Here is a 24,408-nt window from a genome sequence, read left to right as displayed (position 1 = left end):
CCGGTTCATCCACCCAGGAGGAGACTCATGAAGACCGTCATGTCACGGGGCATGGCGCTGGCCGCGCTCGCCCTCGCGCTGAGCTGCGCCGGCTGCAACGACGACAGCACAGGCGACGCTTCGTCGTCGCAAGCATCGCAGCTGCCGCAGCTTTCGCCTGCCACGGGGTTGAATCTCGCCGCCGCGTGCGAGAGCTTTGCCGACAAGCTGAGTTTTGCCAACACCAGCATCACCGCCATCTCGACCGTGGCCGCCGGCACGTTGAGCGTGGGCGGCAACGCCGTGCCCGAGCACTGCCTCATCACCGGCACCATGAACACGCGTGTGAGCCCGGTGGACGGCAAGACGTACGCCATCGGTTTCGAGATGCGTCTGCCCAAGGCATGGAACGGTCGCTTCTACTACCAGGCCAACGGCGGGCTGGATGGCGCGGTGGCCACGGCGCTGGGCGCGTTGGGCGGTGGTCCCGTCAGCAGTGCACTGGGCTCCGGGTTTGCCGTCATCAGTTCGGATGCGGGGCATAACGGCAGCCAGGTGCCGCTGTTCGGGCGCGACCCGCAGGCCCGCCTCGATTACGGCTACAACGCCGTTGCCACGCTCACGCCGATGGCCAAGTCGATGATCGCGCAGGTGTACGGCAAGGCGCCGGACCGCAGCTACTTTGGCGGGTGCTCCAACGGCGGGCGCCATGCGATGGTGGCCGCCGCGCGTTCGGCCAACGCGTATGACGGCATCCTGGCCGGCGACCCGGGCTTCCATCTGCCCAAGGCGGCCATCAACGAGGTGTACAGCGCCCAGCAACTGGCGACGGTGGCGACCGCCAACACCAGCGCGGGCTTTCCAGACATCACCACGTCCCTGTCCGCCGCGGAGCGCGCCATGGTGGCCAGCCACGTACTCGCCAAGTGCGACGCATTGGACGGCACGACCGACGGCATGATCAACAACCTCAAGGCGTGCCAGACCGCCTTCAGCCTCGCCAACGATGTGCCGACCTGCACCGGCGCCCGTGACGGCACCTGCCTGACCGCCGCGCAGAAAACCGTGATGGCCAACCTGTTTGCCGGCGCGCGCAACAGTGCGGGGCAGGCGTTGTACTCGGGCTTTTCGTTTGACGCCGGCATCAGCGGCAGCAACTGGGCGGCGTGGAAGCAAGGCAACTCGATCCAGCTGGATCCTGCAGCGCTGGCGTTCGTGTTTACGACCACGCCGCAGCCGGCGTCGGCCATCACGTCACTCACCGCGTATGGCCTGGCGTTCAACATGGACACCGACGCACCGAAGATCTTCGCCACAGACGCCACGTACACCGAATCCGCCTGGTCTTTCATGACGCCGCCGGATGAGACCAACCTCGGCACGCTCAAGGGGCGCGGCGCCAAGCTGATGGTCTATCACGGCACGAGCGACCCGGTGTTCTCGTCCGACGACACGACCGACTGGTACCAGCGCCTGGCCGCAGCCAACGGCGGCGATGCCAGCAACTTCGCGCGCTTCTATCCGGTGCCGGGCATGAATCACTGCGCGGGCGGGCCGACCGCCGACCAGTTCGACATGCTCACGCCGCTGGTGGCCTGGGTGGAGCGCGGCGTGGCGCCCGACAGCGTGGTCGCCACCGCACGCGGCCCCGCCAACGCCGTGCCGAATGCCGAAGTGCCCAGCGACTGGAATGCCGCCGGCCACGACCGCACGCGTCCGCTGTGCGCCTACCCGAAGATCGCGCGCTACACGGGCGCCGGCAACATCAACGACGCCTCGAGCTTCAGTTGCCAATGACGGCCGCCCAACATCCGGAAGGAGATGCCATGCAAACCACCACCACGACGTTGAGCCGGGAGACCGTTGGCGCCGGCGTCGCCATGACCCTTGGGCTGTGCTTCATCGTTGCGCTGCTTGAGGGGCTCGATCTGCAATCCATCGGCGTGGCTGCGCCGCGCATGGCGCGCGAGTTCGGCCTGTCGGTCGGGCAGATGGGCCTCGCATTTAGCGCCGGCACGTTTGGCCTGTTGCCGGGCGCCATGCTGGGCGGCCGGCTGGCTGATCGCATCGGCCGCAAGCGCGTGCTGATCCTGGCGACGGCGCTGTTCGGCATCTTTTCGATCGCCACCGCGCACGTGTGGGATTTCAACAGCCTGCTGATGATTCGCGTGGCCACCGGCATCGGCCTGGGGGCCGCCATGCCCAACCTGATCGCGCTGTGTGCCGAAGCGGTACCCGCACGCCTGCGCAACACCGCCGTGAGCGTTATGTATTGCGGCATCCCGTTTGGCGGTGCCATCGCCGCGGTGGTCGGCATGTTGAGCGCCGGCGATTCCGGCTGGCGCCATATCTTCTACGTGGGCGGCTTCGGCCCGCTCGTCGTGGTGCCGCTGCTGCTGACGCTGCAGGAATCGCGCCGGTTCGACAGCGCGCAGCGGGGCGCCATCCAGCCGCCGCCGGTGTCATGGGCGCTGTTTGGCGAGCGTCGCCTGGCGGCCACGCTGTTCCTGTGGGTCAGCTATTTCTTCACGCTGATCGTGCTGTATTTCCTGCTCAACTGGCTGCCCTCCCTGATGGCCGCACAGGGACTGAGCCGGCCGCAGGTTGGCATGGTGCAGATCCTGTTCAACATCGGCGGCGGTGCCGGCGCGCTGGGCATTGGCATGTTGATGGATGCGGCGCGCCCGCGCTGGGTAGTGTCGGGCATGTATGTCGGCATCATCGCGGCGTTGTCGTTGCTGGCTGCGGCGGGCGGCATGGCATCGATGTCGGCCGGCGCCTTCATGGCGGGGCTGTTCGTGATCGGCGCGCAGTCGGTGCTGTATGCGTTGGCGGCGGCGTACTACCCGACCGTCGTGCGCGGCACCGGCGTGGGCGCTGCGGTGGCGGTGGGCCGGTTGGGCTCGATCGCCGGGCCGCTGCTGGCCGGTCAACTGCTGGCGATGGGGCAGCACGCCACCACCATCATTGGCGCCAGCATCCCGGTCACCATCATCGCGGCGCTGGCTGCGCTGCTGCTGCTCAAGCGGCCGCGCGTGCAGGACTGACATAGCGGTTGTTCTTTCTCGCGCCGTCGGCCCGATGGCGCCTTCCACGCATACCAAACCGCCGGCCTGCCAGACATGGGGGGCGGGACCGGCTCGACCCTAGGAGGGGCCCCACATGCAAACCACCACCTTGCGCACGCACTGTCTCGTGCTGGCCGCTGCCACGTGCGCGCTCGCCAGCGGCGCGGCCAATGCGCAGAGCGTCACGCTCTACGGCCTCATCGATACCGGCATCGAATACGTGAGCCATGCCAATACCAATGGCAACGGCCTCACGCGCATTCCGTCGGTCACGGGCACGCTGCCCTCGCGCTGGGGCTTGCGCGGCGCTGAAGACCTGGGCAACGGCATGAAGGCCGTGTTCACGCTGGAAAGCGGCTTCAACACCGACACCGGCACTTCCGGCCAGGGCGGTCGCCTGTTCGGCCGGCAGGCGTGGGTCGGGCTGGCGAGCGATTACGGCACCGTCACGCTGGGTCGGCAGTACAGCATGGTGTTTCTGTCGCTGGCCGATGCAGACATCCTCGGCCCCAGCCAGTACGCCATCGGCTCACTCGATGCGTACATTCCAAACGCGCGCACGGACAACACCATCGCCTACAAAGGCACCTTCAGCGGCCTGACGGTGGGTGCCACGTATTCGTTCGGGCGCGATGCTGCGGGCGGTGTGCCGGCCTCCGGAACCTGCGCGGGCGAGGTGGCGGGCAATGCATCGGCGTGCCGTGCCATGTCGGCCATGGTCAAGTACGACGCGGCCACCTTTGGCGTGGCCGGCGCTTATGAAGAGCAACGCGGCGGCACCGGCGCCACCGCATCGTTCTTCAACGGCAGTGCGCCCATCGCGCTTACCGATGCGGGCGACAAAGACCGCCGCATCGTCGCCAACGGCTATGTGAAGCTCGGCAACGCCAAGCTCGGCGTGGGCTGGATCGGTCGCCACGTGCAGGCCGTTGCCGGCGACGTCCGTTCCAACCTCTACTTCGTCAACGGCAGCTATCCGCTCACGGGCGCGCTGACGCTGGATGCCGGTCTGATCCGCCTCGTCAATGCCGACCAGAGCCGCAGCGCGACGATGGCCGTGCTGCGCGGCGTCTATTCGCTCTCGAAGCGCACGGCGCTGTATGCGCAGACCGGCTATCTGTGGAACAGCGCCAACGCGCAGTATTCCGTCAGCGGCGGCGGGGGTGGGACCACGCCGGGCAAGGGTGTGAACCAGCTCGGCGCGATGGTCGGGATGCGCACGGCGTTTTGATGCAGCCGGGGGGCGGTACCGTCACCCGTTGACGATCTCCCCCCCATTCGGATGCAGCGTCTGCCCGGTCATGTAGCTCGCATCGGCAGACGCCAAAAAGATGTAGCACGGCGCCACTTCATCCGGCTGGCGGCCCGGCCCAGCGGCTCGTTGCTGCCGAATTTGGCGACGTGCTCGGCGTCGAAGGTGGACGGGATCAGCGGTGTCCAGATCGGCCCCGGCGCCACGGCATTCACCAGGATGCCCTTCTCGGCCACCTGCTGCGCCAGTGATCGCGTAAACGCGACGATTGCGCCCTTGGTGGCGGCGTAGTCCACCAGGTGGCCGCTGCCGCGAAACGCCGTGACCGAGGTGGTCGTGATGATGCGCGCGCCTTCATGCAGGTGCGGCAGCGCGGCACGGATCAGATAGAACATCGCGAAGACGTTCGTGCGGAACGTGCGCTCGAGCTGCACAGCGTCGATGTCGGCCAGGCTTTGCTGGGGGTGCTGTTCTGCCGCATTGCTCACCACGATGTCGATCTTGCCGAAGGTGGCCACCGCCTGCGTGACCACCGCGCGGGCATGCGCTTCGTCGCCCAGGTCGCCGGCAATGGCTTCGCAGCGGCGGCCAGTCGCGCGGACGAGGCGGCAGGTCTGGTTGGCGTCGTCGTGTTCGTCCAGATAGGCGATCAGCACATCGGCGCCTTCCTTTGCAAAGCCGATGGCCACCGCGCGGCCGATGCCGCTGTCGCCGCCGGTGACGATGGCGACCTTGTCGGCAAGCTTGCCGCTGCCGAAGTAATTTTCCATCTCGGCGCGCGGGCGCGGCGTCATGTCGCTCTCGGTGCCGGGCTGGCGGTCCTGGTGCTGTGGTGGTTGTTGCTGTGGCTGGTCGGGCATGGTGCGCTCGCTATGACAGTGTGGATACACCGGCTTTCAGCACGCGGCATGCCATCGCTTTCAACCTCGCGCGAGGTGCGGTCGGGGGCGCATGCGTTGCGGCACGCCGCTTGCTGCCGTGGTGGAAAACACTTCACATCCACCCCGGGAGGCGCCATGGACACGCTGCTGTTCCTCTTTGGCGAAGGCAAGGATCTCAACCCGTTACAAACCGCGATGCGTGCAGTGGTGGTGTTCGCCATCGGGCTGGCGCTGGTTCGCCTGTCGGGCCGCCGCTCGTTCGGCCAGCGTGCGCCGTTCGATTTCGTTGTTGCGGTGTTGCTGGGCGCCACGCTGAGCCGCGCTATCGTCGGCGCATCGCCTTTTTTGGCGACGGTGTCGGCTTCGCTCGCACTGGTGGCGGTGCACCGTCTGCTGGGGTGGGCATGCGTGCGGCTACCCAAGCTCGATCGGCTCATCGCCGGCCGCGAACGCGAGATCTATCGGGAAGGGTGCTTCGACCAAGGCCAGATGGATGCCGCGCTCATCACCGTGGGTGATGTGCATGAGAGCGTGCGCCAGACCCTCGGCTCGCGCACGCTGGACGATGTGGAGGCCGCCATTCTGGAGCGCAACGGGCAGGTCAGCCTGATCCGCAAGCGCCGCTGATTTTTCACACCTGCACACGTACACCGGAGGCAACCATGCGAGACAGGCAAGAGAAGGAAAACCGCGACGCCGAACAGCGTCAGGCCGACTGGGAACAGGCCGAGTCGCACCGCAAGCCGGGCGATCGGCCGGCCAATGCGGAAGCCGGCCGCACAGGCAGCACGGCACCGAAGCCGCAGAGCAAGCACGACACGCTGCGCCGCATGCGCCAAGGCGAAGTGCCGCCGGGCATCACGCGCGACAAGCTGCACGACCCCGGGGAGCAGACGCCGGACGCGCCCTCGACTGACAACCGGAGCTGAGCCCAGCGTGCCCGCAGCTGACGACACCCCGTGGTACCGCCGGCTGGGGCCCGGCTTCATCACTGGCGCGGCAGATGACGACCCCAGCGGGATCGCCACGTACGCGCAGGCCGGTGCGCAGATGGGTACCGGCATGCTCTGGACGCTGCTGCTGACGCTGCCGCTGATGATTTCCATCCAACTGGTCAGTGCGCGCCTGGGGCGCGTGTCCGGCCGGGGCGTGGTGGCCAATATCCGGCAGCATCACTCGCCGTGGCTGGCGTATGCATTCGTGGCGCTGGTCACGGTGGCCAACATCATCAACGTCGGGGCCGATATTGCTGCCATGGGCGACAGCGTGCGGCTGCTCCTGGGCGGCTCGACCGCGTGGTATGCGTGCCTGTTTGCCGTCTTCACGCTCGTGCTGCAAGTCTGGATGCCGTATCGCCGCTATGCGCGCTATCTGCAGTGGACCGCGCTGTCGCTGCTGGCGTACGTGGCCACGGCATTTGTCGTGAAGGTGGACTGGGCGCATGCGCTGCACGACACCGTGGTCCCGCAGCTGCATTGGTCGAAGGACTATGCGATGACGCTCGTCGCAGTGTTCGGCACCACCATCAGCCCGTATCTGTTTGTCTGGCAGGCCGCAGGGGAGGTGGAAGAAACCCGCCTGGCTGAAGACGAAGCGCCGCTCAAGAAGGCGCCGTGGCAGGCGAAGGACCAGTTCGCTCGCATCCGCATCGACACGACGGTCGGGATGGTGGTGTCGGCATTGATTGCCTTCTGCATCATGCTGACGGCCGCTTACGCGCTGCACACGCATGGCGTCACGAAAATCGAAACCTGTGCGCAGGCCGCCGAAGCGCTCAAGCCGGTGGCTGGCCGCTTTGCGCAGACGTTGTTTGCCGTGGGCGTGATCGGCACGGGGCTGCTTGCGGTGCCGGTGCTGGCGGGCTCCGCTGCCTATGCCGCCGCGGAGGCCTTCAAGTGGCACAGCAGCCTTGAAGCGAAGGTGCACCGCGCGCCTAAGTTCTACCTGTTCCTCACGCTGGTGATGGCGGCGGCCACGGTGATGGTGTTTCTGCCCATCGAGCCGTTCAAGCTGCTGTATTGGGCCGCGGTGCTCAATGGCGTGGCCGCCACGCCTGTCATGGTGATGCTGCAGCTGATGTCGCGCCGCAAGGCGGTGATGGGGCCGTTCCGCAGTTCCCCGCTGCTGCATGGCACGGCCTGGCTGGCGACGCTGAGCATGTGCACCAGTACCTTGCTGTTCTTCGTGCTGGCCGCGCGAGGGTCCTGACAGGCCGCCGGGTTGCCGCGCAGGCACCGGGGTTGCGTGTCTTGGGCGAAACCGCGCAACAAGTGCGGTGTCCTGTTCACCAACCAGGGGTCAATCATGAAAGCTGTCGTATTTCACGGCATCGGCGACATTCGTCTGGAAGACGTGCCCGAGCCGACACTGCGCGAGCCCACCGACGCCATCGTGCGCCTCACGGCCAGCGCCATCTGCGGGACGGATCTGCACTTCGTACGCGGCACCATGGCCGATGTGAAGGAGGGGCGCATCCTCGGCCACGAAGGTGTAGGCGTGGTGGAAGCACTCGGCGACGACGTGCGCAACTTGTCGGTCGGCGATCGGGTGGTGATTCCGTCCACCATTGCATGCGGCGCGTGCGCATATTGCCGTGCCGGCTATACCGCGCAATGTGATGTGGCGAATCCGCACGGGCATCTGGCCGGCACGTCGTTCTACGGCGGCCCGGAGGAAGCCGGCGGCTTCGACGGCCTGCAGGCCGAAAAGGCGCGTGTACCGTTTGCGCACGTCAACCTCGTCAAGCTGCCCGACGAGGTGTCGGACGACCAGGCCATTCTGCTGTCGGACATTTTCCCCACCGGCTACTTCGGCGCCGATCTGGCCAACATCAAGCCGGGCCATACCGTTGCCGTGTTCGGCGCAGGGCCGGTCGGGCAGTTTGTGATCGCCTCCGCCAAGCTGATGGGCGCGGGGCGCATCTTTGCGGTGGACCACCTGGCGGACCGACTCGACATGGCGCGCGCCCAAGGCGCCGAGGTGATCGACTTCGAACGTGAAGACCCCGTGCAGGCGTTGCGCCGGCTCACCGGCGGCATTGGCGTGGATTGTGCGATCGACGCCGTGGGCGTGGACGCCCAGCATGCCGACCACGGCCCTGCCCGGCCCGACGACAAGACGGCCGAAGCGTTTGCCGCCGAGCGCAAAGCCACCACCCCGCAAGCACGCGGCACGGGTGCCGTTTCCGATGCCAACGAGAACGCACCGTGGCAAGCCGGCGATGCGCCCTCGCAAGCGCTGCGCTGGGCCGTCGAAGGCCTTGCCAAGGCGGGCACGCTGTCGATCATCGGCGTGTACCCGCCCAACGACACGACGTTCCCGATCGGCATGGCGATGAACAAGAACCTCACCATCCGCATGGGCAACTGCAACCACCGGCGCTATCTGCCCAAGCTCGTGGAATTGGTGCGCACGGGCGCCATCGATCCGGCGGCCGTGCTGTCTGTGCGCGAGCCGATGGCGGCGGCGCTCGATGCCTACCGCGCCTTTGACACGCGTGAACCCGGCTGGATGAAGGTCAAGCTGGACCCGCAAGCCACTGACGGCGCTCGCACGCCCGGCGCCTCACGGGCATGAGCCGGGCGCTGCACGATCGCGTCGCCAGCCTCGGGCCGGTGCTGGTGATCTCGCCGCACTTTGACGACGCGATTTTCTCGTGCGGTGCGTTGCTCGCGGCGCATCACGGCAGCCGCACGGTCACGGTGTTTGGTGGCGCGCCGGAAACACCGGTCTCAACGACCTGGGACCAGGAGGCGGGCTTTGCCGATTCCACCCAGGCTGTGGCGGCGCGCAGGCTGGAGGATGCGCAGGCGCACGCGCAGGTCAGCGCTACGGTGCATCACCTCGGTTTTTGCGACAGCCAGTACGGGCAGACGCCCACCGTGGCCGAACTGGAGCGAGCGCTCTACCGGCTGGTGGAAAGGCGCGCGGCAGACGCGGTGTTCGTGCCGCTGGGGCTGTTCCACAGCGACCACGTCCTCGTGCACGAAGCGGCGTTGCTGCTGCTGCGCAAGCTGCCGCAACGGCTCTGGATCGGCTATGAGGATGCGCTGTACCGGCGGGGGCGCGGTGCCGTGCAGGACCGCATCGTTGCACTGGCCGCGCAGGACATTGTGGCCACGCCGGTGTCGCCCGTCACGGCCGTCGATGGTCGCCAGAAGCGCCGCGCCGTGGCCTGCTACGCCAGCCAGTTGCGCGCGTTCGGCCCCGGCGGCGTGGAAGACCTGCACCAGCCCGAACGTTTCTGGCTGCTGGAACCCAAGCAAGGAGAACCCGATCATGCAACCGTTGGATGACGCCCGCAGGGCGCAGGCACCGTGTTCCATCGTCGTGCTGACGTACAACCGCGCAGCCACCGTCCTCGAGACGCTGGGCAAGCTGGTGGCGCTGGAGGAGCCGTGGCCGATCGTGGTGGTGGACAACGGCTCCACCGACGGCACCGCCGACCAGATCGCCGCGCGCTTTCCCGACGTCGCCGTCGTGCGCGCGCCGCGCAACTACGGCGCAGCCGGTCGCAACTTTGGCGTGGCCAGCATCGATACGCCTTACGTTGCCTTCTGCGATGACGACACCGCGTGGCTGCCGGGCTCCGTGGCACGTGCGGTCGACGTGCTGCAGCGGTATCCGTCGGTGGGCGTGGTGGCGGCGCACGTGGTGGTCGGCCCGACGCGCCGCGACGACACTGCGTGCGAGCCCATGGCCACCAGCACGTTGCCTTCCGATGGACTGCCTGGCCCCGCGCTGCTCGGCTTCATGGCCGGCGCTTGCGTGGCGCGCACGCGTGCCTTTACCGAGGCCGGCGGCTACCGGCGCGACCTCTTTATCGGCGGTGAAGAAAGCGTGCTGGCGCTCGACCTGGTCGACGCGGGCTGGCGTATCGTCTACTGCCGCGAGGTGGTCACGCACCACAACCCATCGCCGGTGCGTGATGTGAAGCAGCGCCGTGCACTGCTCGCGCGCAACGAGATGCTGAGTGCGTGGCTGCGGTTGCCGCTCGACCTGGCCTGGCGGGTCACGGGCCGCGCCATCCGCGCGATGGCCGAACAGGGCGTGCTTGCCGAGGCGTTGCCGGCCGCGCTGGTGCGCCTGCCGCGCGCATTGCTGCGCCGGCATACCGTGCAGCCGACCACCGTGGCGCTGTGGCGGCAGATGGACGCCGACCGCCAGCGCCGCCGCGCCATCCCCACACTGTCGATCGGCTAGCCCGGTGGCCGTGCCGGCCGGAAGCTCAGGCCGGCACGGGCATCGGCGCAAGGAAGAACTGCTGCCGGAAATATTCGACCGTACGCGCCAGCCCCACTTCAAGCGCGGTGCGCGGCTCCCACCCGAGCACCTCGCGGGCCAGCGTGATGTCGGGGCAGCGCTGCGTCGGGTCGTCCTGCGGCAGCGGGTGGAAGACGAGTTCCGACGTCGAGCGTGTGCAAGCCACAATCTGCCGCGCGATATCGAGCATGCTCATCTCCACCGGGTTGCCCACGTTGACCGGTCCCGAAAAATCCGGCGGCGTGTTCATCAAGCGCACCAGTGCGTCGATGAGATCGTCCACGTAGCAGAAGGCGCGCGTCTGGCGGCCATCGCCGTAGAGCGTGATCGGGTCGCCGGCCAGGGCCTGCATGATGAAGTTGGAGACAACGCGCCCGTCGTTCGGGTGCATGCGCGGGCCGTAGGTGTTGAAGATGCGCGCGACCTTGACGTCCAGGCCATGCTGGCGGCGGTAGTCCATGAACAGGGTCTCGGCGCAGCGCTTGCCTTCGTCGTAGCACGAGCGCACGCCGATCGGGTTGACGTTGCCCCAGTAGCGCTCGGTTTGCGGATGCTCATGCGGGTCGCCGTACACCTCGCTGGTGGAGGCTTGCAGGATGCGCGCGCCCACGCGCTTGGCCAGCCCCAGCATGTTGATCGCACCGTGCACGCTCGTCTTGGTGGTCTGCACCGGGTCGTGCTGGTAATGGATCGGTGAGGCCGGGCAGGCCAGGTTGTAGATATCGTCCACCTCCACATACAGCGGGAAAGTCACGTCGTGGCGCAGCACCTCGAAGCGCGGGTGGCCCAGCAGGTGGGCGATGTTGCGCTTGGTGCCGGTGTAGAAGTTGTCAACGCACAGCACATCGTGCCCGTCGCGCAGCAGGTGGTCGCACAGGTGCGAGCCGAGAAAGCCGGCGCCGCCCGTGACCAGCACGCGGCGCTGGTCGCGCCAATGGTGGTGCGGCTCGGGATGGCCGGGGTGGTGTGCGTCTCCGTGGTGTCTCATGCCGCCTCCTTCCTGTTTTCCATGACGGTGGCAAACGCGTCCAGCCAATCGGCGACGAAGCGGTCGATGCCGAAACGCGTGCGAGCCGTCTCGCGCGCTGCGTCGCCCCAGCGGCGGGCCAGGGCCGGATCGCGCAGCAGCGTCTGCATGACGCCTGCCAGTGCATCGGGGCTGGTATCGACGTAGCCGTTGTGGCCGTTGCGAATGACCGTGCTCATCTCCGTGGTGGCCAGGCCGACGATCGGCATGCCGATGGTCATCGCTTCCACCACGGCCAGGCCCAGGCTGGTGTAGCGGATCGGGTTGAAGAAGAAGCGGTAGCGCGCGCAGAAGGTGGGCAGGTCGAGGTTGCCGACTTCGCCGATCCCGCCCGCGGCTTCCGCCCCCATGCCGACCAGATCAAGCGGCACGTGCTGGCGCAGCGACTGGAACACGTCGGCACCCAGCCGCCGCCCGCGCTTGTGCAGATGATTCACGACCACGATGCCGCGCTCGAGCTCGCCGGTGTAGGTCGCCGGCACGGGCAAGTGCACGCCGTGTTCGATCACGCGTGCGGGCGTGATGCCGCTGTCCCACATCAACGCGTTGAACGGCGTCACATGCACCAGCAGCACGTTGGGGTCTTGCACCCAGTGCAGCGTGTTGGTGGGGTGTTCCTGCGGCGGATCGTGTTCGAGATAGATCGTGGGCAACGCCCGCTGCGCGGCACTGAGGACCGAGAGGCGATCGTTTTCCCAATGCGCGCGCGATTGGTACAGCACCGCATCGAAGTGCTGCCCGGCAACGGCGTCGAACGGGACTTCGTGCACGTTGTCACCCCAGGGCAGCGCGCCGACCTTGCCCGCGTTACCGGGCGGCACGCGGCCCGAGGCATCGGGCGGCCGCGTCACAAGATAGAAGTCGTGCGGCACCTGCGACAAGTAGTACAGGTAGTTGCCGTGCACGTGCCACGTCAGGATGCGCAGGCGTTGTCGCGTGGGGTGGGTCATGAGGTGGAATTCTCGATCGTGTGCGATGCGTTTCGGGACTCGGCAGCCTGGGGCGCGTAAGAGGCGCGCAGGTGGACGTCGGGGTCGAACAGCGCGGCATACGCGGCGTCCAGCACCTGACGCGCCGGCACATCGCGCGCGCATTCATGCCCGGTGGGGCACGTCCAATGCATGCACGGCCGGCACGGCGGGTCCGCGGCCAGCACGCGGTGCAGCGTGCGGTCTGCCGGCGCCCAGCGTTCCACGTCGCTGCCGCAGGCAATGACGAGACTGGGCGCGCGCACCGCCGCCGCCACGTGCGACACGCCGGTGTCGTTGCAGATGAGCAGGCGCGACAGCCGCAGCAGTGCCGCGAGCCCGCCAAGCGAGGTTTGCCCCACCACAGAGGCCGCACGCTGGCGCATGTGGCTGCGGACTTCTTCGGCGAGTGCCGCCTCCGATGCCGCACCGGTGATCACTACATGAAACCCGCTGACGATGAGCGTGTCGGCCACTGCCGCGAAGCGCTCCGGCCACCAGCGCCGCGTGGGCATGCGCGCGCCCGGGTGCAGGCAGACAAGGCGGTCGCGGTCCAGGGCTTGATGGCGCAGGAGCGCAAGCGCTCGGCATAGTCTTCGCGCAGGAGCGGAAAGTCCGGTGTGGCCGGCACCGCCGGCGCCCCCAGGTGATTGAGCAACGCCAGCAGGCGTTGCGCCTCGGGCAACTGCGTCGGCCACGGGAGCAGCCCTGCGTTGGCCTGTCGCGCGATCGCCCCGCTGGGCTGAAACCCGAACACATGGTGCGCACCAAACTGGCGGACCACCTCCGTCGATTGCGGCCCGCTGCCGTGCAGCTGGATGGCGACATCCAGGCAGCGTGCCCGCATGCCGGCATAGAACGCGTGTGTCGCTTCTGCATCGGCCGGCCCGGCTTCCGGAAAGCCGTCGCCGCCCGGAAAGGCGACAAAGTCGTCCAGCAGATCGGCATAGCGCTGTTGGAACTGGCGCGCCCATGGCAGGCCCACCAGCGTGATGTGCGCCTGGGGTGCAGCGGCCCGCAGCGCGCGCAGGGCCGGCACGGCACACAGCATGTCGCCGAGTTGCAAGGCGCGAAAGACGGCGATGCGGCGTGCGCCGCGCAGGAGTTCAGCAGCGGGCGTCATAGGAACCAGACCCGGAAATGCCATGCACCGCGCAAGCGCCAGTACAGCGCCAGGGGCGGAATGGCGATGGATGTCCAAAACATTTCCAGCACATGCCGCGCGGTGTGTGCGGTGCCGCGCAGCCGCATGGCCGTGAAGCGCAGCGTGAGCGCCAGCCAGACCAGGGCGGCTGCAGCAGCCACCCACGGCAAGTGCGCGGCCAGCGCGGCCACTGCAACCACCACGGCCGCCCCCACACCGTAGTAATGCCACGGCGGCACCGGCCGGATGCGCGTGCGGTAAAGCCGGGGATGCTTCTTGTAGAGCAGCGCGTCGTAAAACACCTTGCGCTGCTGCGACACGCTCACGCCCCAGGGCGCTGGCCGCACGGGTGGTGCATCAGTGCGCGCGGCGCCTGCACGATGCGCCCGCCTGCATCGAGAATGCGGAACTGCAGATCGGAGTCTTCCCGCCACGCCAGCCGGAAGCGCTCGTCAAAGCCGCCGACGCGCTCCAGCATCGCGCGCCGTACAAAGCAGTTGGCGGTGACGAATTCGGCGCGGGTGAGGCCGCTGGCGTCGCGCTCGTAGTCCGTCGGACGCTCCGGCAACGGCATGCGGACTGCGCCGGTGGCGGCGTCGGGCGGGCCGCCGTTCTCAGCACCGGCAACGCCCTCGGCCGTGGTCATGATGCGCCAGCCTTCCGCCAGCCACGTGGGCGCCGGAATGGTGTCGTCGTCGGTGAAGGCGATGATGTCGCCGGTGGCGGCGCGCCAGCCGCGGTTGCGTGCGGCGGCGGGGCCTTGCGTTTCGCGCACGGGCACGTACTGCACGCGCCAGCCGGGGGCCGCAGCGGCAAAGCCGTCCACGACCGCGCGGGTGGCGTCGTCCGGGCCGTCGTCTGCCACGACCAGTTCCAGGCGGTGCGCGTCGAACGTCTGCGCCCGCAGGCCGTCCAGGCAGCGTTGCAGCATCTGCGGGCGTCGCCATGTGGCAATCACGACGGACATGGCGGGCGCCCCTTGCACGGGCGTGACCGACGACACGTCAAACGGCATCGGCTGGTTCATGCGACCCCCGCCAGGCCGGGCACGCGCCGCAGCCCGTCGACATTGCGCACGGCACCGTCTCCCTGGGTCTGCGATTGCTCCGGGCGCAGGGCCGTCTTGCGCAGCAGGAACGGCCCGATCACCAGCGCGTCGAGCGGCGATGTCCAGAACGATTCCACCGCATCGCGCGGGCTGCACACCATGGGCTCGCCGCGCGTGTTGAACGACGTGTTGACCAGGATCGGCACACCGGTGCGACGCTCGAACGCGCCAGCAGGTCGTAATACAGCGGATGCTGGCGGCGGTTGACGGTCTGCACGCGCGCGGTGCCGTCGACGTGGCGCACCGCCGGGATCTGCTTGGCCCGGTCTTCGCGCACGTCGAAGATGAACAGCATGAACGGCGCGACCTGTGCACCGACAAACCAGTCGGCGGCGCGCTCTTCCATCACCACCGGGGCGACGGGGCGGAAGTCTTCGCGGTCCTTGATCTCGTTCAGCCGCGCCTGCATGTCGGCGGGGATGGGCGAAGCGAGGATGGACCGCGCACCGAGCGCGCGCGGGCCGAACTCCATGCGCCCCTGGAACCAGCCGATCACCTGGCCCTGCGCCAGCAGCTCGGCGGTCTGCTCGGCAATGTTGTCCAGACGCTCGAACGGCAGCTTCGACCACGTCAGGAACTGCTCGATCTCTTCATCGGCATACGACGGGCCGAGATAGGCGTGGTCCATCTTCCACAGGCGCTGCTTGTTGCCGCGCGCCTGGTAATCCGTCCACAGCGCGGCGCCAAGCGACGTGCCGGCATCGCCGGCCGCTGGCTGCACCCAGACGTTTTCGAACGGGCCGCGGTCGCGGATGCGCGCGTTCATCACGCAGTTGAGCGCCACGCCGCCGGCCATGGCCAGGTTGCGCGCGCCGGTGGCCTGGTGCAGCCACTGGCTCATCGTCAGCACCGTCTCTTCCAGCACCTGCTGGAGCGAACGCGCGATGTCAAAGTGGCGCGGTTCCATCGGGCCGCCACGCTGGCGTGGCGGGCCGAAGCGCTCTTCCAGGCGCAGCGGTGCCACGGTGTAGCGGCCGTCCGGGTCAACGCGCACCATTTCGTGGAATGCGTCGACATAGCGGGGCTCCCCGTATGACGCCAGCGCCATCACCTTGTATTCGTCGGACGAACGCAGAAAACCGAGGTAGTCCGTCACCTCTTCATAAAGCAAGCCGAGGGAATGCGGCAGGTCCACCTGCTGCAGGCGTGTGTATTCGCCGTTGCGGAAGAGGCCGTAGGACGTGGTCGCGCGCTCGCCGCGTCCGTCCATCGTGAGCACGGCACAGTCGTCGTAGGGCGCCGCCAGGAAAGCACTGGCCTCGTGGGCCAGGTGGTGCTCCACAAACGACCAGCGGAACGGTCCGGTGTGCTTCACGTTGGCGAAGCGCGCCTGCAGATGATGCGGCGCACCGTCGGCCAGCTGGCGCGGGGCGTTCAGCACGTACGAGAGAAACAATGGGTCCCACGGCGCGGCGCCGGGCGGCAGATCCAGCTGCGCCGACGGCTGCAGCGGCAGCGCGATATGGGTCTGCGCCTGCAGGTCGGTCAGCAGGGCCGGGTCGAGGGAGTAGGCGACGTGGTCCACGCGCGCCAGGTCGATACCGGCTTCGGCCAGGCAGTAATCGATGGCGTGATACGGCAGCTGCCAGGTGGAAAAGGGCACCGGCCGCTTGGCGTGCTTGACGTGCGTGAAGCGTTCATCTTCAGCGGCGGCAATCACCACACCGTCACGCACCAGCGTGGCGGAGGAGTCGTGATACGCCGCGTTGATGCCGAGGGTGTAGAGCGGTTTGGCTTCCATGCGGGGGCTCCGTCAATCGGTTCAGTCAATACAAGTCATGGGCGGCGCTCAGGCCACCGGCGTGGGCGCGTTCGAGACAGACGACGCAGCCATCGCAGCGCCGGGCCATAACGCCTGCGCGACGCGCGACGATTGCCACAGCGGGTGCGCGGCCGCCACCACTTCCTCTTCCGTCACGCCGGTCAGGCAAGCCTGATGGCCGAGCGGGCACACGCTGCGGTAGCAATAGCGGCACGGCACCTGGTGCGAGAGCACTGCGTGCGGCACGGCCCAAGGCGTGTGCTGTGGATTGGTCAGCGCGTAGAGATCGACCACCGGCGTCTGCGTGGCCGCAGCCAGATGCACCGGGCCGCTGTTGTTGGAGACGAGCAGCGCTGCGCCCTCAATGAGCGCCGCCAGCTCACCCAGCGTGAGTGCCCCGGCCAGGTTCATGACGCGCTGCCCGGCAATCAGCCCCGGCAGGCACACCTGCTGCACCAGTTCGGCCTCGGTGGGCGCACCCGTCACCAGCACCGGGCAGCCATAGCGGTTTGCCAGCGTGCAGGCGATATGCGCAAAGCGATCGGGCGGATAGCGCCGCGACGCCGCCGTCGCACCCGGATGCAGGACGATCCACGGTGCATCGGTGGTGATGCCGCGCTCGGCCAGCTTGGCGCGCACGGCATCGCGGTCCGCCGCGCGTACGTTGAAGCGCAGCCTGTGCGGCAGATGCGCGGCCACATCGGTCACGTGCTGCACGAGGTCCAACTGGCGGCGCACCTCGTGGCGCACGTCGCCGGGCGCGGTGGCGGCAATGCGCGCATCGGGGTCGGCAATCCAGTCGGTCAACAGCGCGTACGGGTTCTCGCGGCAATGCGCGAGGCGCAGCGGAATGCCCGCCAGAAAGCACAGCATGGCGGCCGGCAGCGGATTCTGCGTGTGCACGGTAAAGATGACGGCCGCGTCGAATGCGCCGTCGCGCAGCGTGTCGACCAGCGCGCGCGTCTGGTCGGCGTCGGCCGCGTTGGCGTGCTTGGCCCACGGCACATCGCAGACGATCACGTCGTCGATGTCGGACAGGTGCGGTGCGGCCGTGGCGCCGGAGCGCGACGTCAGCAACGTGAGATGACGGCTCGCACGGCGCGTCTGCTGATCGGCCTTGAGCGCGTGAAAGGCGGGCGTGGTCATCACCACGTCGCCCAGGTTGTCGGGCCGCACACACAGGATGCGGCTCGCGTTGGCCCACACGGCGCGGCGCTCGGGAATGCCGGCTGCGATCATGCGACGGCCCTCAGGTATTGCGCGCGGGGCGCGTGCCGCGCCTGCTGGGCAATGACGATGGCAGCCGCCTCGTCAAAGCGCCCGACGATGTAGTCCGGTACGCGCAACGGGCCCGGCTGCCACAGCGTTTCGTTGCCATTGGCGATCAGGATCGTCTGGCAGCCCGCGCGCCGGCCGGCCTCCACATCGTTGAGGATGTCGCCGATCATCCACGAGCCTTCCAGCGCAACGCCGTGCGCGGCGGCGGCCTCGCGCAACATGCCATCGCGGGGCTTGCGGCAGGTGCAACCGGCGCTGCCATCGGCGGTCGGCGCATGCGGGCAGAAGTAGAAGCCGCTGAGCGTGGCACCGTGCAGCGCAAACAGCTCGCCGAGCCGCCGGGCCACACCTTCCAGTGCATCCTCGGGAAAGTAGCCCAGCGCCACGCCGGGCTGGTTGCTCACCACGATGAGCGGCAGGCCGGCGGCGGCCAGCATGCGCAGACCCTCGCCCGCCCCGGGTGCCAATGCCATGCGCGCCGGGTCGACGTTGTAGGGCACGTCTTCCAGCAGCGTGCCGTCCTTGTCGAGAAAGACGGCGGGGCTCGGTCGCGGCCGCAAGGGCGCGCGCATCAGGGCCATGACGTCTCCCGCATCGGCAGCACCATCACTTCCGGGATGACCGTCTCGGGCGGCTGCAGCAGCACGAAGCGCACGGCGGCGGCCACGTTGGCCGGGTCCTGCAGGTTGTTCACGTCAATGTCGGGAAAGCGGTCCAGCAGGAACGGCGTGCGCATGCCCCCGGCAATCACGGCAGAGACCTTGATGCCGTGCGGGCGCAGCTCGGCATGCAGCGCATGTGACAAGCCCAGCAGCCCCCACTTGGTGGCGTGGTAGACCGACGCATTCGGCCACGCGCGCCGCGACGCGGTGGAGGCGATGTTGACGATGGCGCCGCTCGCGTGCTTGCGCATCAGCACGCTGGCGTGCTTGGCCAGCAGGAACGGGCCGCGCAGGTTGGTGCGCACCACGCGGTCCCAGTCTTCGACGTTCAGTTCGTCAATGGGCAGCGTGATATCGATGGCTGCGTTGTTGATGACGGCATCCACGCGGCCAAAGCGGTCGACCACTTCATCGAGCGCGCTGCGCACGGCGGCTTCGTCGCCCACGTCCAGCGCAATGGCGTGCGACTGGCTGCCCTCGGCGATCAGCTCGGCGGCGGTGCGGTCAGCGGTGCCGGCATCGTGGTCGGTGGCGACCACCGTTGCCCCTTCGGCAGAGAGCACACGGCTGATGGCGGCGCCCAGCCCGCGCCCCGCGCCGGTCACGATGATGACCTGGTCGCGCAGCGTTGGCGTGGTGTTGTGGGTCGAGTTCAAATCGGTCTGGGTCATGGCGGCGTGATGAGGGAAGGGTGGAAAAAAACGGGTCAGGCCGCGAGCCCCGCCAGCGCCGCAGCGTTGGCGCTGGGCACGGCATCGGTCATGCGGCCCATGGCGCGGGCGTGGGTGTCGATGGCCTTGAGGTAGGCACGCTCGAGTTGGCCGGCCACGCCCAGCCACGTGTAGAGCATGCGGGCGCGTACCAGACCGGCTTGCCCCAGCTCGCGGCACAGCTCGGGCTGCTCGATCAGCTGCAGCAGGCGCGCGGCCAGCGCTTGCGGGTCTTTGGGCGGGACGAGGAAACCGGTGCGCTCGTGCCGCACGGTCGAGCGGATGCCGCCCACGTCTGCGCCGATCACCGCGCGCCCGCACGCCATGGCCTCCACCGGCGTGATGCCGAACGGCTCGTACCAGGGCGTGCTGACGAAGACATCGCAGGCGCTGTACCAGGTGCGCAGATCGGCCCGGCCGCGCTTGCCGACAAAGGTGGTCTGCGCGCTCACACCGGCGCGCTCGGCAATGGCCTGCAGGCGGCCGAGTTCCGGCGTGGCGGCCACGTCCGGCACGACGGTATTGCCGCCCACCACGTATAGGCGCACGCGCTGGCGCGCTTCGGCCGGCAGCTTGCCGATGGCCTCGATGACGTTGTCCACGCCCTTGCGCGCCACCATGCGGCCCAGCTGCAGCACGACAAACGCATCGGCCGGCACGCCCAGGCGGCGTCGCGCTTCGGCGCGGTCGATGGGGGCGAATTCCGCGGCGTCAAAGCCGCACGGCACCACGTCGATCTGCTCGGGCCGCGCACGGTACAGCGTTTCCAGGTCAGCCTGATCCTGTGGGCATTCGGCGATGACGCGGTCGGCGCGTTGCACCAGCGTCTCTTCGATCGCGAAGCGCGCATCGGGAAAGCCGTCGGCGCTGCCCTGGTGCAGCCGGCGCACGCGGCCCAGCGCGTGAAAGGTCATGACCAGCGGCAGGTGCAACCGCGTTGATGCCGCCAGCGATGCCAGGCCCGACATGAAGAAGTTGGCATGAATGACGTCGTAACCCTCGCCGCTGGCCTGGGCGCGCGCACAGTGGTTCAACAAGTGGCGGCCAAAGGCATGCATGTGCGGCAGCAGGGCTTCCTTGGGCAGCACGGCGGCCGGTCCGGCCGGCACGTGGACGACACGGCATCCGTTGTCGAATGGCACGATCTCCGGGTCCCACGGCCGCTCGCGGCGCGTGAAGACATCGACACGATGGCCCAGCCGTGCAAGCTGGCGCGCGACATGGCGCACGTAGACGTTCTGTCCGCCGCAGTCGACACCGCCCAAGTCGGCGAGTGGCGATGCGTGTTCACTGACCATGGCGATGCGCATGTCGTTTCTCCTCTTATCGTCGCGGCCTGTGTGGTGAGGTGTTCGGAAGCCACGTGCGAAGACCCTCAGCAGCCGGCGTGCCATGGCGCGCAACCTTGTGTCGCAGGGCGTTCCAATGAGGAGAGATGAGCCGGGCCCGGGAAGCGCGTTTCGCTTGTCCGGACAAGCGTTTGCGGGATGTGAAGCTCGGAGTGGCGCGCCGGTCGTGCACGCAGTGCACCCGCCGTGGCGCCGCGCGCTTCAACGTGCGGCTGTTGGGGGACCGCGCAATTCTTACGCGGCGTACAAGGAGAAACGGCGCGACGACGGCATCACGCCTGTCGCGCCGCGCGTCAAGGGAGGGTGTCAGGCGAGCCGCAGCGTGCCGCCGGTGGCGGCCGCAGCCTGTTTGGCGATGGCGCGCAGGCACGCCGCCACCACCTGCGCAAAGGCTTCGTCATAGAACGGCAGTGCGCCGCTCACGCCGACCACGATGCCGTCGAGCACGGCGCTGCCCCACAGGTTGGTGTCGCCCGCGCGCAGCACGTGCGGGCGCAAGGCCTGCAGCGCGTGCGTGTTCATGCCGTGCTGCCACGCCAGCCGTGCCTTGGCACGCGCGTAAGCGGCGTAGTCCGCATCCCATTGCGTGCGATCGCCCACCGAGTATTCGTAGAGCACGGCTTCATCAAAGGCGCACTCGGCAGGCGAGCGTGCCGGGTCCATCACCACGATATGCAGGAAGCCGCTGTCGCCCACTTCCTGCGGGCGCGTCATCGCCTGCGTGATGAGCGGCAGTGCCATCTCCACGGCACGGCGGGCGGCGTCTGCGCCGGCAAAGTGCGAGGTGGGCTGTTGCGATTGTTTCTGCGGTGCCTGCGGCTGCTGAGGTTGCAGCGTTTCCTGCGCGGAGGCGGAAGGATCGAAATCGGCCAGCATGTTTATGGGGACTCCTGGGCTGATTGGAGGGAAACGGAGGCGTGCGACTCACGCGCGGGCGCGCGTCGCGCGCGGATGACGCTGAGGATGGCGGTGACGAGTTCGCCGTGTTCGGTGGGCTTGGCCAGGTGCAGCTGGAAGCCGGCCAGCAGGGCCCGCGTGCGGTCTTCCGGGCGGTCGTACCCGGAGAGCGCGACGGCGGGCAGCCGGGCATCGAGCGGCATGTCGCGCTCGCTCTCCAGCAGGCGCACGTTGCGCAGCAGGGCGTAGCCGTCTTCGTCGTCACCGAGCGCGATGTCGGAGACCAGCACATCGGGCCACGAGTTGCTTGGCGCCGCGCGCAGGGCCGCGAGTGCCGGCTTGGCGGCCCCATACGCGGTGACAGTGGCGCCATAGTCTTCCAATAGCAGCTGCAGGATTTCGCGGGCGTCTTCCTGGTCGTCGACGATGAGCACGTGCACGCCGGACAGCGCATCCGGCGGCGGAAGCGCGGTGCACTCGGCCCGCGGCGCCTGCTGCGGCGGGGCGGATGCGGCCTCGCCCGGCGCAACCGCGAGCGGGGCCACCGCGCGGATCGGGAAGTCCATCACATACGTGGTGCCGTCGCCGTGGGGCAGCGGCAGACGGCAAAGCGCCGCCGTGCTGTTCCACCACCGAGCGGATCCACAACGGGTCAAGCGTGGCTGCAGGCGTGGCGGCCGTGTCCTGCGCGGTCGCCGCCAGCGCGGTGTCGAACGCGCGCGGCTCCTGCCGCAACGGCGCAAGCGGCTCCACTGGGTCCAGCACGTCGAAGGGCGCGGGCGCCGGCGGGGTGGTCGTTGGCCCAAAGGCCGACAACGCAGCGTCGGGCTCCATCTCTGCGGGTGTGTGCGACGCGGTGGGAATGGCTGCCGCCGCCACCGCCGGTATGGCAATCGTGTCGGTCACGCGCAGCTGCGCCATCCCTTCCACGCGCTCCAGCACGATCTCGATGCGGCTGCCCGGATGGCTGGCCAGCACGGCGTGGCTCAGCACATCGCCCACGATGCCTTGCAGGCGGCTCGGGTCGCCCGTGATGCTCGGGGTTTCCGAGCGGATGACGGAATACACGGTGATGCGGCGTGCATCGATCGCCTCGCGCAGGCCGTCGAGCACGCTCACCACCAGGGCCACGAGGTTGATCGGCTGCTGTGCAAGCCGGTGCTGGGCCTGCTCCAGGTCGGACTGCTGGCGTTGCAGCGTCCAGAGCTGGGCGTAGACGCCGTTGGCCGCCAGCAGGTCGGTATGGCGGCCGCGCTCGACAATGCGGCCCTTTTCCAGCACGACGATTTCGTGTGCGTCCACCACCGTGGAAAGCCGGTGCGCAATCACCAGCGTCGTGCGGTGTGCCGAGAGGCGATCCAGCTCGCGCTGGATCGCGCGTTCCGAGCGCGTATCCAGGGCGGAGGTCGCCTCGTCGAAGATCAGGATCGACGGGTTCTTCAGCAGCGCCCGCGCAATGGCAATGCGCTGTTTTTCACCGCCCGAGAGCTTCAGCCCGCGCTCGCCCACCATGGTCTGGTAGCCCTCGGGCAGCGCGGCGATGAAGTCGTGCACATAGGCCGCGCGCGCTGCCTCGATCACCTCGGCCATCGTCGCGCCTTCGCGCCCGTAGGCAATGTTGTAGGCAATGGTGTCGTTGAAGAGGATGGTGTCTTGCGGGACGATGCCGATCGCGCGGCGCACGCTGTCTTGCGTGACCACGCGCAGGTCTTGCCCGTCGATGGACACGCGCCCCGCCCACGGGTCGTAAAAGCGCAGCAGCAGCCGCGCCAGCGTCGACTTGCCCGAGCCGCTGCCGCCCACCACCGCCACCGTGTGCCCGGCCGGAATGTGCAGCGACAGGTCATGCAGGATGGGCCGCGTGTTCTCGTAGCCGAAATCCACGTGGTCGAACTGCACGTCGCCCTGCGTCACGCGCAGCGGCGCGCCGTTGGGCAGGTCCACCACGTCGGCCCGCTGTTCAAGCAGTTGGAACAGGCGCTCGGCGTTGATGGCGGCGTCTTTCGCCTCGCGGAACATGAAGCCCAGCGCGTTGAGCGGCAGGCACACCTGGATGATGTACGCATTGATCAGCACGAGATCGCCCACCGATAGCACGCCGCGCGTCACGTCCTGCCCGGCCAGCAGCATGACGGTCGCTACGCCTGCCGCGATGACACCGCTTTGCGACACGTGCAGTAGTGACAACGCGCGCTGGTTGGCGACTGCCGTCTCGATGCGCTGGCGCAGGATGTCGCGGTAGCGGTGGGCCTCGAAGCGCTCGCTGGTATACACCTTCACGGCTTCGTGATTGAGCATGCTGTCGAGCAGCCGGCTGCCGGCCATCGAGTCGAACTCGTTCATCTGCCGCTGCAGGCGCACGCGGCGTCGCGTGAGCAGCACGGTGGCGGTGCAATAGGCCGCAAACGTGGCCAGGATGGTGACGAGATACCACCCGCTGTAGCGGCTCATCATGATGATGAGCACGGAGCCGATCTCCACCATGGTCGGCAGGATCGTGAACAGCGCGACACCCAGCAGGAACTCGATGCCGGTGGTGCCGCGCTCCACATCGCGGATCAGCCCGCCCGTCTGCCGGCTTGCATGAAAGCGCGGCCCGAGCTGATGCAGGTGCTCGAACGCCTGCGCCATGAAGCCCGCCACCGTGGGCTGCGACACGCGCGAGAACACCATGTCGCGCAGCTCGCCGAACAGCGTGCCGCCAAAGCGCAGCACCGCGTAGGCCAGCAGCAGGAAGGCGGGAAATACACGCGCGCGCGTGGCATCGCCAAAGCCGTCGACGATCCACTTGAGCACGATCGGCACGCCCACCGCGCACAGCTTGGCCAGCACCAGCAGCCCCACGGCCACCAGCACGCGCTTGCGGTAGCGCCAGATGGCGCGCCACAGCGCGCCCACGATCCGCTGCTGCAGGCTCGATGCCTCAGCAGGATGGGGAGGAGGGGAGGATGCAGGAGATGGGCTCGTCACCAGGCATGGAATCCGGTCGGTCTTGCAACGCGAGGTGCGACGCAAGCCACGTTCCACGCCCGCCCGGCTTCCGGCGCCCAGGTGGCCCCGG

The 24,408-nt window shown here is 68.3% G+C and carries 19 protein-coding genes and 4 pseudogenes; 9 read left to right on the top strand and 14 right to left on the bottom strand.

The features are described 5' to 3' along the window. Positions 1-27 precede the first annotated feature (27 nt). The 3 genes from FUT88_RS19595 (at position 28) to FUT88_RS19585 (ending at position 4,278) form a co-directional block, all read left to right on the top strand. Positions 28-1,776: a tannase/feruloyl esterase family alpha/beta hydrolase gene (locus tag FUT88_RS19595; RefSeq protein ID WP_147217614.1), complete on the top strand. Its 1,749-nt coding sequence runs from the start codon at positions 28-30 to the stop codon at positions 1,774-1,776. A gap of 29 nt (positions 1,777-1,805) precedes the next feature. Then, positions 1,806-3,026: a 3-(3-hydroxy-phenyl)propionate transporter MhpT gene (gene mhpT / locus FUT88_RS19590; RefSeq protein WP_147217612.1), complete on the top strand. Its 1,221-nt coding sequence runs from the start codon at positions 1,806-1,808 to the stop codon at positions 3,024-3,026. A gap of 115 nt (positions 3,027-3,141) precedes the next feature. Continuing rightward, complete coding sequence (locus FUT88_RS19585; RefSeq protein WP_147217610.1) at positions 3,142-4,278, top strand: porin; 1,137 nt, start codon at positions 3,142-3,144, stop codon at positions 4,276-4,278. A gap of 21 nt (positions 4,279-4,299) precedes the next feature. On the opposite strand, the pseudogene FUT88_RS19580 reads toward FUT88_RS19585, so the two are convergent. Further along, positions 4,300-4,988: pseudogene (locus FUT88_RS19580) on the bottom strand (SDR family oxidoreductase). A gap of 327 nt (positions 4,989-5,315) precedes the next feature. Here FUT88_RS19580 and FUT88_RS19575 point away from each other — a divergent pair. The 6 genes from FUT88_RS19575 to FUT88_RS19550 all read left to right on the top strand — a co-directional run bounded on the left by FUT88_RS19575 (position 5,316) and on the right by FUT88_RS19550 (position 10,382). Then, positions 5,316-5,807, top strand: coding sequence for a DUF421 domain-containing protein (locus tag FUT88_RS19575; RefSeq protein WP_147217608.1), 492 nt, complete (start codon positions 5,316-5,318; stop codon positions 5,805-5,807). Positions 5,808-5,842: 35 nt separating this feature from the next. Further along, entirely contained in the window at positions 5,843-6,109 is a 267-nt protein-coding gene (locus FUT88_RS19570; protein WP_147217606.1) for a hypothetical protein, read from the top strand. Between the two features lie 7 nt (positions 6,110-6,116). Beyond that, positions 6,117-7,388, top strand: coding sequence for an Nramp family divalent metal transporter (locus FUT88_RS19565; RefSeq protein ID WP_147217604.1), 1,272 nt, complete (start codon positions 6,117-6,119; stop codon positions 7,386-7,388). Between the two features lie 96 nt (positions 7,389-7,484). Beyond that, entirely contained in the window at positions 7,485-8,756 is a 1,272-nt protein-coding gene (locus FUT88_RS19560) for a zinc-dependent alcohol dehydrogenase (protein WP_147217601.1), read from the top strand. Then, the gene (locus FUT88_RS19555) at positions 8,753-9,475 is read left to right on the top strand and encodes a PIG-L deacetylase family protein (protein ID WP_147217599.1); all 723 of its coding nucleotides are present in this window, start codon (positions 8,753-8,755) and stop codon (positions 9,473-9,475) included. The genes FUT88_RS19560 and FUT88_RS19555 overlap by 4 nt, the downstream gene beginning before the upstream one ends. Continuing rightward, positions 9,459-10,382: a glycosyltransferase family 2 protein gene (locus tag FUT88_RS19550; RefSeq protein ID WP_147217597.1), complete on the top strand. Its 924-nt coding sequence runs from the start codon at positions 9,459-9,461 to the stop codon at positions 10,380-10,382. Before FUT88_RS19555 ends, FUT88_RS19550 begins: the two co-directional genes overlap by 17 nt. A 25-nt stretch (positions 10,383-10,407) precedes the next feature. Here the strand turns inward: FUT88_RS19550 and FUT88_RS19545 are convergent, their stop codons facing one another. The 13 genes and pseudogenes from FUT88_RS19545 to FUT88_RS26845 form a co-directional block, all read right to left on the bottom strand. Beyond that, positions 10,408-11,430, bottom strand: coding sequence for a UDP-glucuronic acid decarboxylase family protein (locus FUT88_RS19545; RefSeq protein WP_186829343.1), 1,023 nt, complete (start codon positions 11,428-11,430; stop codon positions 10,408-10,410). Further along, positions 11,427-12,419: a glycosyltransferase gene (locus FUT88_RS19540; RefSeq protein ID WP_147217595.1), complete on the bottom strand. Its 993-nt coding sequence runs from the start codon at positions 12,417-12,419 to the stop codon at positions 11,427-11,429. The genes FUT88_RS19545 and FUT88_RS19540 overlap by 4 nt, the downstream gene beginning before the upstream one ends. After that, positions 12,416-12,952, bottom strand: coding sequence for a glycosyltransferase family 9 protein (locus tag FUT88_RS26860; protein WP_261797222.1), 537 nt, complete (start codon positions 12,950-12,952; stop codon positions 12,416-12,418). Before FUT88_RS26860 ends, FUT88_RS19540 begins: the two co-directional genes overlap by 4 nt. Beyond that, a complete protein-coding gene (locus FUT88_RS26855; protein ID WP_261797221.1) occupies positions 12,877-13,560 on the bottom strand; it encodes a glycosyltransferase family 9 protein in 684 nt (227 codons plus the stop codon). Before FUT88_RS26855 ends, FUT88_RS26860 begins: the two co-directional genes overlap by 76 nt. Then, positions 13,557-14,608 (bottom strand): annotated as a pseudogene (locus tag FUT88_RS19530) (glycosyltransferase family 2 protein). The gene FUT88_RS26855 and the pseudogene FUT88_RS19530 overlap by 4 nt, the downstream one beginning before the upstream one ends. After that, a pseudogene (locus tag FUT88_RS19525) lies at positions 14,605-16,430 on the bottom strand (carbamoyltransferase). Before FUT88_RS19525 ends, FUT88_RS19530 begins: the two co-directional pseudogenes overlap by 4 nt. 48 nt (positions 16,431-16,478) lie before the next feature. Further along, positions 16,479-17,690 (bottom strand): lipopolysaccharide heptosyltransferase II, encoded by a 1,212-nt coding sequence (waaF, locus tag FUT88_RS19520; protein WP_147217593.1) that lies wholly within the window; start codon positions 17,688-17,690, stop codon positions 16,479-16,481. Beyond that, positions 17,687-18,310: a D-glycero-alpha-D-manno-heptose-1,7-bisphosphate 7-phosphatase gene (locus FUT88_RS19515; RefSeq protein WP_147217591.1), complete on the bottom strand. Its 624-nt coding sequence runs from the start codon at positions 18,308-18,310 to the stop codon at positions 17,687-17,689. The genes waaF and FUT88_RS19515 overlap by 4 nt, the downstream gene beginning before the upstream one ends. After that, complete coding sequence (locus FUT88_RS19510) at positions 18,301-19,062, bottom strand: SDR family oxidoreductase (protein WP_147217589.1); 762 nt, start codon at positions 19,060-19,062, stop codon at positions 18,301-18,303. Before FUT88_RS19510 ends, FUT88_RS19515 begins: the two co-directional genes overlap by 10 nt. 35 nt (positions 19,063-19,097) lie before the next feature. Continuing rightward, positions 19,098-20,411, bottom strand: a complete 1,314-nt coding sequence (locus FUT88_RS19505; RefSeq protein WP_147217587.1) for a glycosyltransferase family 4 protein — start codon at positions 20,409-20,411, stop codon at positions 19,098-19,100. 345 nt (positions 20,412-20,756) lie between these two features. Continuing rightward, entirely contained in the window at positions 20,757-21,326 is a 570-nt protein-coding gene (locus FUT88_RS19500) for a hypothetical protein (RefSeq protein ID WP_147217585.1), read from the bottom strand. A gap of 2 nt (positions 21,327-21,328) precedes the next feature. Then, positions 21,329-21,913, bottom strand: coding sequence for a response regulator (locus FUT88_RS26850; RefSeq protein ID WP_261797220.1), 585 nt, complete (start codon positions 21,911-21,913; stop codon positions 21,329-21,331). An 895-nt stretch (positions 21,914-22,808) separates the two neighbouring features. Then, positions 22,809-24,143: pseudogene (locus FUT88_RS26845) on the bottom strand (ABC transporter transmembrane domain-containing protein); the annotation flags it as partial. Between the last annotated feature and the right edge of the window lie 265 nt (positions 24,144-24,408).

The organism is Ralstonia sp. TCR112 (assembly GCF_007997035.1).
GTDB classification, from domain to species: domain Bacteria; phylum Pseudomonadota; class Gammaproteobacteria; order Burkholderiales; family Burkholderiaceae; genus Ralstonia; species Ralstonia edaphi.
The sequence above is the reverse complement of the archived record's forward strand: the minus strand, read 5'-3'. Positions and strand labels throughout refer to the sequence as shown.

Bases quoted from the DNA above. Each gene is read 5' to 3' on its own strand.
- FUT88_RS19595 (WP_147217614.1), top strand. From the start codon at position 28: ATGAAGACCGTCATGTCACGGGGCATGGCGCTGGCCGCGCTCGCCCTC.
- mhpT (WP_147217612.1), top strand. From the start codon at position 1,806: ATGCAAACCACCACCACGACGTTGAGCCGGGAGACCGTTGGCGCCGGC.
- FUT88_RS19585 (WP_147217610.1), top strand. From the start codon at position 3,142: ATGCAAACCACCACCTTGCGCACGCACTGTCTCGTGCTGGCCGCTGCC.
- FUT88_RS19575 (WP_147217608.1), top strand. From the start codon at position 5,316: ATGGACACGCTGCTGTTCCTCTTTGGCGAAGGCAAGGATCTCAACCCG.
- FUT88_RS19570 (WP_147217606.1), top strand. From the start codon at position 5,843: ATGCGAGACAGGCAAGAGAAGGAAAACCGCGACGCCGAACAGCGTCAG.
- FUT88_RS19560 (WP_147217601.1), top strand. From the start codon at position 7,485: ATGAAAGCTGTCGTATTTCACGGCATCGGCGACATTCGTCTGGAAGAC.
- FUT88_RS19555 (WP_147217599.1), top strand. From the start codon at position 8,753: ATGAGCCGGGCGCTGCACGATCGCGTCGCCAGCCTCGGGCCGGTGCTG.
- FUT88_RS19550 (WP_147217597.1), top strand. From the start codon at position 9,459: ATGCAACCGTTGGATGACGCCCGCAGGGCGCAGGCACCGTGTTCCATC.
- FUT88_RS19545 (WP_186829343.1), bottom strand. From the start codon at position 11,430: ATGAGACACCACGGAGACGCACACCACCCCGGCCATCCCGAGCCGCAC.
- FUT88_RS19540 (WP_147217595.1), bottom strand. From the start codon at position 12,419: ATGACCCACCCCACGCGACAACGCCTGCGCATCCTGACGTGGCACGTG.
- FUT88_RS26860 (WP_261797222.1), bottom strand. From the start codon at position 12,952: ATGCCCACGCGGCGCTGGTGGCCGGAGCGCTTCGCGGCAGTGGCCGAC.
- FUT88_RS26855 (WP_261797221.1), bottom strand. From the start codon at position 13,560: ATGACGCCCGCTGCTGAACTCCTGCGCGGCGCACGCCGCATCGCCGTC.
- waaF (WP_147217593.1), bottom strand. From the start codon at position 17,690: ATGATCGCAGCCGGCATTCCCGAGCGCCGCGCCGTGTGGGCCAACGCG.
- FUT88_RS19515 (WP_147217591.1), bottom strand. From the start codon at position 18,310: ATGGCCCTGATGCGCGCGCCCTTGCGGCCGCGACCGAGCCCCGCCGTC.
- FUT88_RS19510 (WP_147217589.1), bottom strand. From the start codon at position 19,062: ATGACCCAGACCGATTTGAACTCGACCCACAACACCACGCCAACGCTG.
- FUT88_RS19505 (WP_147217587.1), bottom strand. From the start codon at position 20,411: ATGCGCATCGCCATGGTCAGTGAACACGCATCGCCACTCGCCGACTTG.
- FUT88_RS19500 (WP_147217585.1), bottom strand. From the start codon at position 21,326: ATGCTGGCCGATTTCGATCCTTCCGCCTCCGCGCAGGAAACGCTGCAA.
- FUT88_RS26850 (WP_261797220.1), bottom strand. From the start codon at position 21,913: ATGGACTTCCCGATCCGCGCGGTGGCCCCGCTCGCGGTTGCGCCGGGC.